The following is a 15,255-nucleotide window of genomic DNA, read 5'->3' on the forward strand; positions in this document are numbered from 1 at the left end:
GCGGGGTCCTCAGAGGAAGTAGAGGCGGTTGAGGGAGACGGATTCGGAGGGCTCGGAGCGCAGCGGATCGCCGTCCAGGGTGACCAGACCGCTGCGGGCGTCCACCGCGACTTCTCCGGTACGGGAGTTGTGGACGAGGTCGCCGGGGCCGATGCCGCGGGTACCGCGCACTGCGACACGGCGTCGGCGCGTGGGCATCAGGTCCGCCCCGAGCTGGGTCGCGGCCTGCGAGACGAACGCGACCGAGAGGTCGGCGGCCGTTGCCCCGTACGCGCCGAACTGCGGTCCGAGGATCAGGGGTTCGCAGGTGTCGGTGGCGGCGTTCGGGTCGCCCGTGACTCCGTACGCCGGGAACCCGGCCTTCAGGACGAGCTGCGGTTTCGCACCGAAGAACTCGGGGCGCCACAGCACGATGTCGGCGAGTTTCCCCGTCTCGATGGAGCCGATCTCGTGCGAGAGGCCGTGAGCGATGGCGGGGTTGATGGTGAGTTTGGCGATGTAGCGCAGGACGCGTCCGTTGTCGTCCGCCGGGCCGTCGCCCTCCATCGGACCGAGCTCGGCCTTCATCTTCCCGGCCATCGCGAACGTGCGGCGGACCGTTTCACCGGCGCGTCCCATACCCTGCGCGTCGGACGAGGTGATGCCGATCGCTCCCAGGTCGTGCAGCACGTCCTCGGCGCCCATCGTTCCGGCGCGGATGCGGTCGCGGGCCATGGCGGCGTCGCCCGGCAGGTCCGTCTTGAGGTCGTGTACGGAGACGATCATCCCGTAGTGCTCGGCGACCGCGTCCCGGCCGAAAGGCAGCGTCGGGTTGGTGGACGAGCCGATGACGTTCTCGACGCCGGCCATCTTGAGGACGTTGGGGACGTGTCCGCCGCCGCAGCCCTCGATGTGGAAGGCGTGGATCGTGCGGCCTTCGAGGACGCGCAGCGTGTCCTCGACCGACAGGCACTCGTTCAGCCCGTCGCTGTGCAGGGCGACCTGGACGTCGTATTCCTCGGCGACCCGCAGTGCGGTGTCCAGCGCCCGGGTGTGGGCGCCCATGTCCTCATGGACCTTGAAGCCGCAGGCACCACCCTCGGCAAGGGCCTCGACCAGCGGAGCCTGGTGGGAGGACGAACCGCGCCCCAGGAAGCCGATGTTGACCGGCCAGGCGTCGAAGGCGTTGAACGCGTGGCGCAGCGCCCAGGGCGAGTTGACGCCGACGCCCCAGACCGGGCCGAACTCCTGGCCGATGATCGTGGTGACGCCGGAGGCGAGCGATGCCTCCATGATCCGCGGCGAGAGCAGGTGGACGTGCGTGTCGACGGCGCCCGCCGTGGCGATCATCCCCTCCCCGGAGACGATGGTGGTGCCCGTGCCGACGACGACGTCGACGCCGTCGAGGGTGTCCGGATTGCCCGCCCGTCCGATCGCCGCGATACGTCCCTCGCGGATGCCGATCGACACCTTGCGGATGCCCTGCACGGCATCGACGACCAGGACGTTGCTGATGACGACGTCGCAGGTGTCGCGGACGGCCGCCGCCTTGAGGTGCAGCCCGTCGCGGGCGGTCTTGCCGAATCCGGCGAGGAACTCCTCGCCGTACCGCTGTGCGTCGGACTCGACGCGCACGGTCAGCCCGGAGTCACCGAGCCGGACCAGGTCCCCGGCGCGCGGGCCGTGCACGGAGGCGTACTCGTGGGGATCGATGCTCATCGCTCAGCTCCCAGATATCCGCAGGCCGCGGCGCGCCGCAGGGCCTCTTCCCGCGCGCCGGGCGCATCGAGCGGGCCGTCGACCAGGCCCGCGAAACCGATCGCGATCCGGTCGCCGCCGATGGGTACGAGACCCACCTCGACCGACTCCCCCGGCCCGAAGCGGACGGAGGACCCGGCGGGGACGCCCAGGCGCATCCCGTACGCGGCCGAACGGTCGAAGTCGAGCCGCGGGTTGGCCTCGAAGAAGTGGTAGTGCGAGGTCACGGAGACCGGCACGGTGGCGGTGTTGTGGACGCTCAGCCGCACGGCGGGTTCCGGCTCCGGCACGGCGGGGCCGGGCAGGACCGCCCCGGGCGCACGGTCGCCGAGGCTCCCGCCCAGCGGTGCGGAGACCACGGCGAGCCGCGAACCGTCGTCGAAGACGGCCTCCACATGGACCTCGGTGACGACATCGGCGACCCCCGGCAGGACATCGTCGGGCCCGAGCACGCGGCGGGCCGCCTCGATGGCCTCCGCGAGCCTGCGCCCGTCGCGGGCCGCCTCGCAGACCGTGTCCGCGATCAGCGCGGTCGCCTCGGGCACATTCAGCTTCAGCCCTCGGGCACGGCGGGCCCGGGCCAGTTCGGCCGCGCCGAAGAGCAGCAGCCGGTCGCGTTCCGTAGGAGTCAGTCGCACGTCTCCACACCTCCCGGTTAGAGCAGCACTCTAACTCGCGGTTAGAGCGTTGCTCCAACACGGGCGGGTGTCGCCCCGTCACAGCCGGGCTCCGCGCGTCCGAAGAGGGGCGTCCGGGCGGCGGGGGTGCGGCGTCGGCGCCGTCGGCGCGGCCGGGGAGCCGGGGAGCCGGGGAGCCGCCGGATCGAGCGAGGACAGGGCGCTTCGGTCGCGGAGGTGCTCGAACGACTGCCCGACCGTCAGTGGTCCTGGGCGCTGGAGGAGTTCGAGTCGACTCTCCTCCCGTCCGGAAGGTCCACCCGTCCACAACGTCCGGCACGGCACCTCGTCGCGTCGCCCTCGCACCTCTGGCACGAGGGCGACGCCCCTTCCGGGCAAACCTCGCCGGTCACGGCAATACGACTAGGGCGTGTTTCGAAACTCCCGTCTGGCCCGCGGCACTTTCGAAAAACGCCCTAGCCGAGCGGGTGCATCCAGCCGTGGGCGTCCTCGACGACACCGCGCTGGATGTCGAGCAGACGCTCACGCAGCTTCAGAGTGACCTCGCCGGGGCCGCCGTCGCCCTGGGTCCACTCGCCGGCCTCGCACTTGACGGTGCCGACGGGGGTGATGACGGCGGCGGTGCCGCAGGCGAAGACCTCCGTGAGGGTGCCGTTCGCGGAGTCCTCGCGCCACTGGTCGATGGAGACGCGGCCCTCCTCGGACTCGTAACCGAGGTCGCGGGCGACCGTGAGCAGCGAGTCGCGGGTGACACCTGCCAGGAGCGAACCGGTCAGGGCCGGAGTGACGATCTTGTTCCCGTACACGAAGTACAGGTTCATGCCACCGAGTTCCTCGACCCACTTGTGCTCGACCGCGTCGAGGTAGGCGACCTGGTCGCAGCCCTTCGCGCTCGCCTCGGCCTGGGCGAGGAGGGAGGCGGCGTAGTTGCCGCCGGTCTTGGCGTCGCCCATGCCGCCGGGGACGGCCCGCACCCGGTTCTCGGAGAGCCAGATGGAGACCGGCTCGACGCCGCCGGGGAAGTAGGCGCCGGCCGGTGAGGCGATGACGACGAAGAGGTACTCGTTGGCGGGCTTCACCCCGAGACCGACCTCGCTCGCGATCATGAACGGGCGCAGGTAGAGCGACTCCTCGCCACCGTGCGCGGGGACCCATGCCTTGTCCTGCTGGACGAGCAGGTCGCACGCCTCGATGAACGTCTCGACGGGCAGCTCCGGCATGGCCAGCCGGCGCGCCGACGCCTGGAACCGGCGGGCGTTCGCGTCGGGGCGGAACGTGGCGACGGAGCCGTCGGGCCGACGGTACGCCTTGAGCCCCTCGAAGATCTCCTGGGCGTAGTGGAGCACGGTGGTCGCGGGGTCGAGGGAGAGCGGGCCGTAGGGGACGAGCTGGCCGTCGTGCCAGCCGCGGCCCTCGGTCCACCGGATCGTCACCATGTGATCGGTGAAGTACCGGCCGAATCCCGGCTTGGCCAAAATCGCCTCGCGCTCCGCGTCGGACAGCGGGGTCGAGGAGGGCTTGAGCTCGATCGTGGGCGTCGTCATGAGTGCGTGTCCTTCACCTGTCGTGTGTGTGGGACCGCACTCGCGCCGCTCCTGCCGGGCGGGCGCCGGAACGCCCGGATCCGGACCGGCCGGCACATGCGGGGTGGTGCCGCGGGTCCTGTGGTGCGCCTGTCCGCCGAGGTGTCGTCCCTCGCCGTGGCCGTGGATCAGCCATGTCCGGTCCTTCACCCGGCAGTCGCGCGCACACCGGTTCCCGCTCCTCGCTCCACCCTCCATGTGCCGGTCGGTCCGGCCGCGGGTCGCGGCCCCGTTCGATTATGGCTCCCGGGGGGCCGCGCACGAAATGACACGAATGCGGTCCTGTGTTCTGTGGTGGCACCCGGGACCGCACAGAAGAAGCCGCCGGGCGCTGTCTGCGACCCGGCGGCTTCGATACGGAGTCGTCGGGTCAGCTCGCTACGCGTACCACGAGTGCGTCGCCGATCTGGTCGGTGGTACGGGGCGACCCGCCGTCGCGCTCCGCGAGGTCCGCGGAGACGGCGTCCTCGATGCGGGCGGCCTCGGCCTCGTGACCGAGGTGGCGCAGCAGGAGGGCGACGGAGAGGATCGTGGCCGTCGGGTCGGCCTTGCCCTGGCCCGCGATGTCGGGCGCGGAGCCGTGGACCGGTTCGAACATCGACGGGAAGTCCCCCGTCGGGTTGATGTTGCCGGAGGCGGCCAGGCCGATTCCACCGGTCACGGCGGCGGCGAGGTCGGTGAGGATGTCACCGAAGAGGTTGTCGGTGACGATGACGTCGAAGCGCTCCGGCTGGGTGACGAAGAAGATCGTCGCCGCATCGACGTGCAGGTAGTCGGTGGTGACCTCGGGGTACTCGGTCGCGACCTTGTCGAAGATGTTCTTCCACATGTGGCCCGCGTACACCAGGACGTTGTTCTTGTGAACCAGCGTCAGCTTCTTGCGCGGACGGGCATTGGCCCGCTCGAACGCGTCACGGACGACGCGCTCGACACCATAGGCGGTGTTGACGCTGACCTCGGTGGCGACCTCGTGCTCCGTACCGGTGCGCAGCGAACCGCCGTTGCCGGTGTACGGACCCTCGGTGCCCTCGCGGACCACGACGAAGTCGATGTCCGGACGGCCCGCCAGCGGGGTCGCGGTGTTGGGGAACAGCTTCGACGGACGCAGGTTGACGAAGTGGTCGAAGGCGAACCGCAGCTTCAGCAGGAGCCCGCGCTCCAGGACACCGGACGGCACGGAGGGATCTCCGATCGCGCCGAGCAGGATGGCGTCGTGGCCCCCCAGGGCTTCGAGCTCCGCGTCCGGCAGGGTTTCGCCGGTACGGTGCCAGCGCCGGGCACCGAGGTCGTACTCCTTGGTCTCCAGCTTCACATCCTGGGGGAGAACGGCCCTGAGGACCTTGAGGCCCTGGGCCACGACCTCCTGGCCGATGCCGTCACCGGGGATCACTGCGAGATTGATGCTGCGAGACATGTCCGCACCCTACTGCGCGTCCCACACCATGACATGACGCGTCCACCATATGGACGAGCGGGCGGCCGCCACGCGGTCGGGGCCGCGCGGAGACGGCCGGGAGCGCGAAACGGCCGCGGGGACGCGGTGACCCTGGAACGGTCAGGACAGTGAGCGGGTCGGCGTGAGTCGGTGAGTGGTCACGGGCCTGACCGGTCGGCGCGAGCGGTCGCGGGCGGGTCGGCCCGGCGCCGAGGGCCGGGACCGGCTCGGCGTCAGTGGCCCGTGGAGCCGCCGTTGTCCCTGCGGTCGAGGGCGCGCTGGAGGGCGGCTGCGGCGTTGCGACGCTCCGACTCGGTCGGGCGGTGGGGGCGACGGACGCGGCGGACGGTCGTCTCGGCCATGATGGATCGACTCCTTGAGATCGCGAGGACTTCGAGATCGAAAAACCGTGAACGTGATGTCGAGACCGGGATTTCGAGGCGCCGGAAGGGGCGGGGAGTCGGCGCCGCAGGGGTTGCCTGCGCGGGGCGCGCGCACTCACGACCGCCGGTCGCTGGATCGAGCGAGACGTTCGGCTCCTACAAAGTTAGGACAGCTCGGCCGGTCTGTCTCCACAAGTACTCGGACTTCCTACTATTTGAGACGGAGAACACTCACCCATCCTCGGCTGCCCGCCCGTCTCACCGGCTCACAGCACGTCGCCGTCGCGCCAGTCGAAGACCAGCGCCCCGTCATCGGCGGTCGGTTCCCCGGGGCGGCCGGTGGGCAGTCCCGGGGAGGAAACGGGCAGCGCCCCGCCCGCCACGCCCCTGACGTACGTGGTGCCCTCCTCCTCCGGCAACCGCTCGATCCCGCCACGCCCCTGCACGGCGATCCGCCCCGGCCACACCCGCCAGCCGCGCCCGGCGTACATCGCCGCCCCGGCCTCCGACGCGGACAGGGCCGCGAACGCGTACGCCCCGTCCACGACCTGCTCCAGGGCCGCCATCACCCGCCCGCCGAGCCCCTCCCGGCGCCGGTCGGCCCGTACGGCCACGGCCTCCACGTAACCGACGCGGTACGAGCGGCCCGCGAGGACCACCCGGCGCTGGACGACGCTGCCATGTGCGAGCAGCCCGCTGCCGTCCCGTGCGTACGCGTGGACGCCCCCGAGACCGTGATCCCAGTCCTCGTCGCTGAAGTCGCCGTCGAACGCGGTGTCCAGGAAGGCCCGGATCTCGTCCAGAGCGGCCGGGGTGAGCTGATGGGTGTGCGCGGTGCGCAGGGCGGGGGCGGTCGGCTCGGTCATGGTCCTCAGCCTGCCACGCGGGGAATCCGACGGGCACGGAGCAAGCGCCCGGTGAGCGCTGCCTATGCGCGTCGCCCGGGCGTTTCGCCGGACACCGACCTTCGGTGCGCGCATGATCGGTCCGGCGGCTCCCTGGTCCGGACCATTGTCCGCCCGTCACCCTGCCCGCATGTCCGACGTCACAGCCCCGTTCAGGCTCTGACGGCGCGAAAGGGAGCGCAAGGGAAACCGCCCCCCGGCCGGCAGGGGAACCGGTCGGGAGGCGGAGTTCGGGCGGGGCGCCGGTGGGGCGGCGCCCCGCGAGGGCGTCAGCCCTGGTGGGGGTAGGTGTACTCGGTCGGCGGGACCAGCGTCTCCTTGATGGCCCGGGTCAGGGTCCAGCGCTGCAGGTTCTGCGGGGCGCCCGCCTTGTCGTTGGTGCCCGAGGCGCGGCCGCCGCCGAACGGCTGCTGGCCGACGACGGCACCGGTCGACTTGTCGTTGATGTAGAAGTTGCCCGCGGCGTACCGCAGCTTCTCCATCGTGTACGCGGCCGCGGCGCGGTCGTTCGCGATGACGGAACCGGTCAGCGCGTAGTCGGAGACCGACTCCATCTGCTCCAGCATCGCGTCGTACTGGTCGTCCTCGTAGACGTGCACGGCGAGGATCGGGCCGAAGTACTCGGTCGTGAAGACCTCGTTCGAAGGGTCGGCGCACTCGATGACGGTCGGGCGGACGAAGTAGCCCACCGAGTCGTCGTACGTGCCGCCCGCGATGATCGTGCAGGACGGGTCGGCCGCGGCGCGGTCGATGGCCGCCTTGTTCTTGGCGAACGCGCGCTCGTCGATGACGGCGCCGATGAAGTGCGACAGGTCGGTGACGTCACCCATGGAGATGGAGTCGACCTCGGCGGCGAACTTCTCCTTGAAACCGGAGTTCCAGATGGAGGCCGGGACGTACGCGCGGGAGGAGGCCGAGCACTTCTGGCCCTGGAACTCGAAGGAGCCGCGGGTCAGCGCGGTCTTCAGGACGCCGTGGTCGGCCGACGGGTGGGCGACGACGAAGTCCTTGCCACCGGTCTCGCCGACGAGCCGCGGGTAGGTGCGGTAGTTGGCGATGTTGTTGCCGACCGTCCTCCACAGGTGCTGGAAGGTGGGGGTCGAGCCGGTGAAGTGGATCCCGGCAAGGTCGCGGTGGTTCAGGGCCACATCGGAGACGGCGAGGCCGTCGCCCGTCACCAGGTTGATGACGCCCTCGGGCAGGCCCGCCTCCTCCAGGAGCCGCATCAGCAGCACGGCGGCGTGGGTCTGCGTCGGGGACGGCTTCCACACCACGACGTTGCCCATGAGGGCGGGGGCGGTGGGCAGGTTGCCCGCGATGGCCGTGAAGTTGAACGGCGTGATCGCGTAGACGAAACCCTCCAGCGGGCGGTGGTCCATGCGGTTCCACACGCCCGGGGAGTTGGCCGGGGGCTGCTCGGCCAGGATCTGGCGCGCGTAGTGCACGTTGAAGCGCCAGAAGTCGACGAGCTCGCAGGGGGTGTCGATCTCCGCCTGCTGAGCGGTCTTGGACTGGCCGAGCATCGTGGAGGCGGCCATCGTCTCGCGCCAGGGACCTGCGAGCAGCTCGGCGGCGCGCAGGATGATCGCGGCGCGGTCGTCGAAGGAGGTCGCACGCCAGCCCGGGGCGGCGGCCAGCGCGGCGTCGATCGCGTCCTGGGCGTCCTGCTGCGTGGCGTTGGCGTACGTGCCGATGACGGCCTTGTGGTTGTGGGGCTGCACGACGTCGAAGCGCTCGCCGCCACCCATCCGCTTCTCGCCACCGATCGTCATCGGAAGCTCGATCGGGTTCTGGCTGAGCTCCTTGAGCTTCGCCTCCAGGCGGGCGCGCTCCGGGGAGCCCGGGGCGTAGGTGTGGACCGGCTCGTTGACCGGCGCGGGGACCTGGGTCACAGCGTCCATGAGTGCCTTGTCTCCTCGTGTCGTGATGGGGGGCCGGGGTCGGCCTGGCGGGTCAGCTCTTGGTGAGGACGGAACGGCCGAAGAACAGCAGGTTCGCCGGCTTCTCCGCGAGACGGCGCATGAAGTAGCCGTACCAGTCGGTTCCGTACGCGGTGTACACGCGCATGCGGTGGCCCTCGGCGGCGAGCCGGACGTGCTCCTCGCTGCGGATGCCGTACAGCATCTGGAACTCGTACTCGTCCAGTTTGCGCCCTGCCTTGCGGCCCAGCTCCTGGGCGATGGCGATCAGCCGGGGATCGTGCGACCCGATCATCGGGTAGCCCTCGCCCTCCATCAGGGTCCTCAGGACGCGGACGTACGCCTTGTCGATCTCGGCCTTGTCCTGGTACGCGACGGAGGCGGGCTCCTTGTAGGCGCCCTTCACGAGGCGGACGCGGCTGCCGGCGGCGGCCAGGCGGCGGGCGTCCTCCTCGGTGCGGAACAGGTACGACTGGATCACGCAGCCGGTCTGTGGAAAGTCCTTCCGCAGCTCCTCGTGGATGGCGAACATCGAGTCGAGGGTGGTGTGGTCCTCCGCGTCCAGGGTGACCGTGGTGCCGATCGCGGCGGCGGCCTCGACGACCGGGCGGACGTTGGCGAGCGCCAGCTCGTGGCCGCCTTCCAGGGACTGCCCGAACATGGACAGCTTCACGGACATCTCGGCCCGGGTGCCCAGCTCCAGGTCCTCGAGCCGGTCGATCAGCTCCAGATAGGCGTCGCGGGCGGTGGCGGCCTGCTGGGGGGTGGTGATGTCCTCGCCGACCACGTCGAGGGTGACTTCGAGGCCCTTGGCGGCGGCGTCCTTGATGACCGGGACGACCTGGTCGACGTTCTCACCCGCGATGAATCGGTCGACGACCTGCTTCGTGCCGGGCGCGGCCGAGATGAAACGGCGCATCTTGTCGCTGCGGGACGCGGCGAGAATCACGGGACCCAGCACGGGGCACCTCCACGGAAAGTACGAACGAAAGCCGTACCGGTTGGGGGAAGGACCGCGGTACAGCACGGAGAACCACCGTGAAATCTAAGGATCTCTCCGATCCTGGGCCATCGACAGCTGTCACGCATCCGTCGCCCAGATCTCAGACATATGTCTGAAGAGGTGCGAGAATGGCCGGGTGAAGCGCGATTACCAGGAGCTGGTCGACGAGATCTCCGGACTGCTCGGCGCCCCCGCCACACTGGAGAACCGCGATTTCGGCCTGGTCGCCTTCGGCGCGCACGACAGCGAAGACGACACCGCGATGGACCCGGTCCGCACCCGCTCGATCCTGACCAGGCGTTCCACCCCCGCCGTCCGTGCGTGGTTCGAGGGCTTCGGCATCACCCGCGCCACCGGCCCGGTCCGCATCCCGCCCGCACCGGAGGCCGGGGTGTTCCGCGGCCGGATCTGTCTGCCGGTACGCCATCGGGGGGTGGTCCTCGGGTACGTCTGGCTGCTCGACGCGGACCCTGGTCCGACCGAGGAGCGGCTGGACGCGGCGATGGAGGTGGCGGCCCGGATCGGGGTGCTGCTCTCGGAGGAGGCGCGGGCCGGCACGGACCTGTCGCGGGAGTTCGGCGCGGTCCTCACCGCCGGGCCGGGCTGGCGGCGCGACATGGCGGTGGCCGCGCTGAGCGAGTCGCTGGGCCGGGACGCGGAGGGACTGCACACGGTGGTGTGCGTGTCCCCGTGGCCGGACGAGGCGCCGTCGGTCCGTACGGTGTCGTCGGCGGCGGCGCTCTCCTCGGTCGCGGCCCCCGGACCGGCCGGTCCCCCCTCGCTGGCGGCGCTGGTCCGGCTGCGTTCCGCCGACTCCCTCGACCCGGCCCGCACCGCGGCCGGGCGGCTGTGCTCCACCGCCGGGCGGGGCGCCACCGCCGGGATCGCGGCGGTCCGCCGGGGTCTGTCGGACCTCGCGGCGGCCTGGCACGAGGCGTCGGCGGCGGCCCGCGCGGCATCGGCCGAGTCCCGCTTCGGGCCGGTCACCGAATGGTCGGCGATCGGCCCGTACCGGATGCTGACCGCGCTCCCGGCGGAGTCGGCCGCCGACCCGGCGGTCCGCGCCCTGCTCGCCCCCGCGCACACGGACCTGGCCCGCACCGCCGAGGTGTTCCTCGACTGCGCGGGCCAGGCGTCGCGGACGGCCGCCGCGCTCGGCATCCATCGCCAGACGCTGTACTACCGGCTCTCCCGCGTCCACCAGCTCACCGGCCTGGACCTGAACGACGGCGAGGACCGGCTGCTGCTGCACATGGCCCTCAAGGGCGCCCGGCTCTGAACGGGACGAACGGGAAGGCACGGGGTACGCGAGCACTGCCGAGGACGCACGCACGACGCGAGGGCGGCCGGGGCGCGGGGACACCGAGCCGCGGGGCGGAAGTCGCCCCGCGCAGCCCGTCAGCGGTCGTCGTCAGGAGCCGTGACCGGGCGGTCGCTGACGAGGGCCGCGAGCACCAGCGGGGCGTCGCCGTCGCTGTGGCCCACGGTGACCCCGGCCCAGCGTCCCGTCCCGCCCACCGGGCCCCACACGACCAGGTCGCCGTAGAGGTCCTGCCGGAACAACGCCTCGAACAGCGGATCCACCGGCTCGCCCTGCTGCCGTCGCAGCAGCGGTCCATGGAGCGGAACCGCGTGATGCGGGCCCCAGCGGTGGTCCAGTTCGCGGGTCAGGGCGTCGCGATGGGCCTCGGCCGCCTCCTCCGCGTCGTTCCACTCGGGGCCGTACACCCCGGTCAGCGGGTCGCCCTCCCAGAGCGGGACGACGCGGAAGCCGTCGCCGCCGGTACCGGTCCACTCCCCCGTCTCCGGATCGCCCTCGGCCACCGCGGGCCCCGATTCCGGCAGCGGGGCCGTCAGCAGCGCCTCGACGTCGGCCAGTGCGCGGGCGACGGTGAAGGGCGCCCCGGCGCGGGAGGTCACAGCACCGCCCGGTCCATCGGACGCGGCAGCGGGTCCAGCGCGCCGCCGTCGCGCAGCCGCTCGTAGGCCGCCACCACCTCGGCGCTCGCGTGCGCTCCGGCGTCCGCGATGCGCAACAGCACTCCGCCGCCGGACAGTTCCTCCCGGACGGCCTCGAGGTCGTCGGGCACGAGGGCGGCACGGGCCGGGGAGAGGTAGCCGACGCGGCCCACCACGGGGTCGCCGACGGAGTACCCGGCGTCGTCCTCCAGCGCGTCGAGCACGTCGTCGTCACTCGCGTCACCGAAGTCCGGCTCCCACTCCCGCGCGAGGACGGCGAGGAGTTCCGCCTCCGGGACGTCGGCGCCGTCCGGCGCGTGGAGCGTCACCACGAACGACTGGAGCAGGAACTGCGGTGCGCCCCCGGCCAGTCCACTGACCTCGGTCCGCAGTCCGGGCGCGTCCGTGCGGTGCAGCCGCAGCGCGGTGCCCGTGAGGTCCGACCAGTCCTCGGCCGCCTGCGCCACGCGCAGGGCGCCGAGCAGCGCCCCCTCGTCCGCGGGCAGTTCGGTCTCCGGGCTGGTTCCGTGCACCTGGCGCCACGTGCCCGCCCCGGTGGCGCCGCCCGGTGCCACCGCCTCGGGAAGCAGTGCCGTGATCCCGTCCAGCGTCCGCTTCCAGCGTCCGGCGAGCGCCTCGGCCGACTCCGGCCGGGGCCCCCAGAAGGCCCGCACTACACGTCGCATGCACTTTCCTCCGTCGAGCTTCGTCCTCGGGGCACGGCGGCCGGCCCGGCCGAACGCGGCCGGACCGCCACCGCGTGCAGGCTACTCGTCGAAGGCCCCCGGTTTCCTGGTGCTGTCGTTCGGACCGGGCTTCGTGTGCACCACCTTGATCGGCAGGCCCTCGTCCCGGAACGCCTGGCGGGCCGCCTTCGCCACGTCGGGATCGGAGAAGTGCCACTCCACGGCCCGGCCGCCGGACGCCTCCACCTGGGCCCTCGCCTCGGCGACGAACTTGTCCTTGCCGGACTTGGTGAGCGTGCCCGGTTCGGTCTGGGACAGGTAGCTCTGGTAGCCGTTCTTGGCCTCCAGGAACGTCTGCCTGCTGGAGTCCCAGCCGTCGTACTCCACGGCCGGCTTGCCCTCCTTGGGGTGCGGCACGACGTACTCCTGGCCCCGGTTGGTGCCGGTGATCTGCTCCTGGTAGCGCAGCCAGGACTCGTTCTTCCAGTTGGGCGCGGGGTTGCGGTCACGACTGGCCCAGTAGCCGTCGCCCAGGTCCGCGTCACCGAGCGTGTGGTTCTTGAGGTCCTCGGCCCAGGACGGCGGGTTGTAGTTGCGCGGGTCGGAGGTGTCGTTGCGGGTGGGCTCCGGGTACTGCTTCTTCTCCAGCGCGGCCTTGCGGGCGCGCTCCGGCTCCTCCAGTCGCTTCTGCTCCAGGTGGGCGGCCCGCTCCTCGGCGCGCGCCTTTTCGGCCGCGGCCTTGGCCGCCTCGTCGCAGCCGTCGTCCGCGAGGACGACCCGGCCGGTGGAACCGGACGCCAGCACGCCGGTGCCGGAGCCCGCGACCCCCGGGGTCCCGCCGCCGTAGCGCACGAGGGGCGGACCGGACGCGATGACACAGCCCGTGCGGCGCGCCGCGTCCTCCGCCGCGTCGGCGGCGTCGTCGGCCTCCTTGGCCGCCTTGCGCACCCCGTCGAGGTCGCCGAGTTCGGCGGCCTTGCGGGCACGGCGGGCCGCGTCTCCCGCGTCGTCGGCGGCCTTCGCCACCGTCTCGGCGATCTTGCCCAGCTTGCCGAGTTTGCCGACCTTGCCGACGACCTTGGCCACGTCGTAGCCGGGGATGAAGAGGGAGCCGACGTTCCAGATCACATCGGTGACGGCCCGGGTCTTCTCCCCGTTGTTCCAGCGGTCGCGGACCTCGTCGCCGACGAAGACGTCGTCACCGACCTTGACGACGGTGCTGACCGACGCCGAGCCCCAGTCCCAGATCGCCCCGAGGTAATCGCCCTTGTCCCACTTGTCGGCGGCGTCCTTGGAGTCCTTCGACCACTGGTCGCCGAGTTGCTTGCCGTAGTCCGCGATGCCGGACCAGGTCTCGGGCTTGAACAGGTCGATGATCCCGGTGATGTCGCCCCAGATGCCGTCGACCGCCACACCCTTGACGACCTGGGTCGTACGGTCCCAGGCGCAGCCGAAGAAGCCCCAGCCGCTGCAGTCCTCCTCGTCGCCCTCGCCGCCGCCGTCGTTCTTACCGCCCTCGCCGTCGTCGGACACGGGCGTGTCGTAGACGGCTTCGGGCTCGTCGCTGTCCTCCGGGTACGTGTCCACGCCGCTGCCCGGCCGGCCGTCGTCGGGACCGCCCGTGCCGCCGCTGCCGCCCGTGGAGCCGGAGGAGCCGCCGTTCGTCTCACCGCTGCCGCCGTCGGCTCCACCGCCGCTCGCCCTGCCCCCGTTCGCGTTCCCGCCGTTCGCGTTCCCGCCATTCGCGTCGCCCTCGCCCGCGCCCGAGGGGCCGCCGTTCGTGCCGCCGGTGACCGTCGCGCCGCTGTTCGCGCCCGCGGCGCCTGCGCCGTCGGCTCCCCCGCTCGTGGCACCGCCGTCCTGGCCCGGACCGGCCTCGACACGACCCGAGCCGTCCCCGGACGCCGGGCAGGAGTAGCCGCTCAACGAGCAGATCGCGGCCTGGAGTTCCGCCGTGATCCGACTGCCGAGACCGCTCAGCGTCATGGCCGCGATCAGCGCGACGACGATCAGCACCAGCCCCAGGTACTCCAGGGCCGACTGGCCCCGGTCCCGGCGCCAGGTGATCATGCGGGAGAGCGAGAACCGGCGCCTCGCACCGCGTTCCCCGTTCGGCTTCGCGCCCCGCTCCATCGGCGGCAGCAGGAACCAGGAGCGGCTCTGCGCCCGCGTCAGGAGGACCAGGATCAGGGTCGGCAGGAGCAACTGGACGAAGCCGCGCGCCGAGCCGTCCCCGATGTTGGCCACGCCGCCGAGGACCAGCCACACCTGTACGGCGACCAGCCCCCACCAGACCCGCTTGCCTCCGGTGCGCACCTGCCGGGCCAGCAGCAGGCCCAGCACGCCGGGCGCGGCGGCGTACAGCAGGATGCCGAGGACCTGGGCCCCCATCGCGTCCACCGCAAGCGCCGAGCCCAGCAGGCCCAGCCCGCCCAGGACCGTCGCGCCGAACAGCACGAACAGCAGCAGCCGCACCGTGTTGAGCGGACGCGGAAGCTCACGGAGCCCCGGTCTCACCGAAGCCGGTCCCCCGGGAACCGGCACGCCACCGACGACAGACATACGTGCCCCCCGACCCCCGATGTCAGCAAGTCACATGACAGCGACTCACCCTAGGGTCGGCCCCGTCCCGCGTCATGGGTCTCAGGGCCCAACGCCGGGCCCACACGGACCGCGTGACCACCCGTCACCGAACGGGCGGGCGCGCCGACAGGCCGGGGTGCGCGGGCAGGGGTACGCACCGGGACGTGCGCGTACGCCCCGGTGCCGCGGCAAGAGCGCCGCGCGAGGAGAGGGGGTCGTCCAACGTACGCCCCGTACGAGGACGACCCTCCGCCTTGCGATGCACCGCACCGGACGCCGCGGGCCCCGCCCTTCGGGCGGACGACGCTGCTTTCGAAACACGCCCTAGTTGTACTGCCCTGTGAGGTTGGGGACGCGGCTGGCGGGTGGTTTGCCTTTCAGCGCGGTGTGTCCGCGGTGGTGATTGTAGGTGTGCAGCCAGTCG

12 protein-coding genes and 1 pseudogene are annotated in these 15,255 nt (G+C 71.9%); 1 reads left to right on the forward strand and 12 read right to left on the reverse strand.

The genetic code is table 11. From position 1 onward, the window contains the following. Nucleotides 1–9: 9 nt before the first annotated feature. The 8 genes from ACGF2V_RS16525 to ACGF2V_RS16560 form a co-directional block, all read right to left on the reverse strand. Nucleotides 10–1,698 carry an urease subunit alpha gene (locus ACGF2V_RS16525; RefSeq protein WP_362707896.1) on the reverse strand — a complete coding sequence of 563 codons (1,689 nt, stop codon included), beginning with the start codon at nt 1,696–1,698 and terminating at the stop codon, nt 10–12. Further along, nucleotides 1,695–2,375, reverse strand: coding sequence for an urease subunit gamma (gene ureA / locus ACGF2V_RS16530; RefSeq protein WP_362618904.1), 681 nt, complete (start codon nt 2,373–2,375; stop codon nt 1,695–1,697). Before ureA ends, ACGF2V_RS16525 begins: the two co-directional genes overlap by 4 nt. 455 nt (nt 2,376–2,830) lie before the next feature. Continuing rightward, on the reverse strand, nt 2,831–3,919 hold the full coding sequence (locus tag ACGF2V_RS16535) for a branched-chain amino acid aminotransferase (RefSeq protein WP_362618906.1): 1,089 nt from the start codon (nt 3,917–3,919) through the stop codon (nt 2,831–2,833). A gap of 409 nt (nt 3,920–4,328) precedes the next feature. Continuing rightward, nucleotides 4,329–5,372, reverse strand: coding sequence for a 3-isopropylmalate dehydrogenase (locus tag ACGF2V_RS16540; RefSeq protein ID WP_362618909.1), 1,044 nt, complete (start codon nt 5,370–5,372; stop codon nt 4,329–4,331). A gap of 254 nt (nt 5,373–5,626) precedes the next feature. Continuing rightward, entirely contained in the window at nt 5,627–5,755 is a 129-nt protein-coding gene (locus tag ACGF2V_RS16545; RefSeq protein ID WP_362618912.1) for a hypothetical protein, read from the reverse strand. A gap of 287 nt (nt 5,756–6,042) precedes the next feature. Beyond that, nucleotides 6,043–6,642 (reverse strand): GNAT family N-acetyltransferase, encoded by a 600-nt coding sequence (locus ACGF2V_RS16550; RefSeq protein WP_362618914.1) that lies wholly within the window; start codon nt 6,640–6,642, stop codon nt 6,043–6,045. Between the two features lie 308 nt (nt 6,643–6,950). Continuing rightward, nucleotides 6,951–8,582 (reverse strand): L-glutamate gamma-semialdehyde dehydrogenase, encoded by a 1,632-nt coding sequence (gene pruA, locus ACGF2V_RS16555; protein WP_362707893.1) that lies wholly within the window; start codon nt 8,580–8,582, stop codon nt 6,951–6,953. Between the two features lie 52 nt (nt 8,583–8,634). After that, nucleotides 8,635–9,561, reverse strand: coding sequence for a proline dehydrogenase family protein (locus ACGF2V_RS16560; protein WP_362618919.1), 927 nt, complete (start codon nt 9,559–9,561; stop codon nt 8,635–8,637). A 178-nt stretch (nt 9,562–9,739) separates the two neighbouring features. Here ACGF2V_RS16560 and ACGF2V_RS16565 point away from each other — a divergent pair, with 178 nt between their 5' ends. Continuing rightward, a complete protein-coding gene (locus ACGF2V_RS16565) occupies nt 9,740–10,882 on the forward strand; it encodes a helix-turn-helix domain-containing protein (RefSeq protein WP_362618921.1) in 1,143 nt (380 codons plus the stop codon). 119 nt (nt 10,883–11,001) lie between these two features. On the opposite strand, the gene ACGF2V_RS16570 is transcribed toward ACGF2V_RS16565, so the two are convergent. The 4 genes and pseudogenes from ACGF2V_RS16570 to ACGF2V_RS16585 form a co-directional block, all read right to left on the reverse strand. Beyond that, nucleotides 11,002–11,523: a hypothetical protein gene (locus ACGF2V_RS16570; RefSeq protein WP_362618923.1), complete on the reverse strand. Its 522-nt coding sequence runs from the start codon at nt 11,521–11,523 to the stop codon at nt 11,002–11,004. Continuing rightward, nucleotides 11,520–12,248 (reverse strand): hypothetical protein, encoded by a 729-nt coding sequence (locus ACGF2V_RS16575; protein WP_362707891.1) that lies wholly within the window; start codon nt 12,246–12,248, stop codon nt 11,520–11,522. Before ACGF2V_RS16575 ends, ACGF2V_RS16570 begins: the two co-directional genes overlap by 4 nt. 81 nt (nt 12,249–12,329) lie before the next feature. Further along, nucleotides 12,330–14,810, reverse strand: coding sequence for a Tox-REase-5 domain-containing protein (locus tag ACGF2V_RS16580; protein ID WP_362618929.1), 2,481 nt, complete (start codon nt 14,808–14,810; stop codon nt 12,330–12,332). Between the two features lie 345 nt (nt 14,811–15,155). Beyond that, nucleotides 15,156–15,255 (reverse strand): annotated as a pseudogene (locus ACGF2V_RS16585) (IS481 family transposase); the annotation flags it as partial.

The organism is Streptomyces sp. NPDC047982, assembly GCF_043204165.1.
GTDB lineage: Bacteria > Actinomycetota > Actinomycetes > Streptomycetales > Streptomycetaceae > Streptomyces.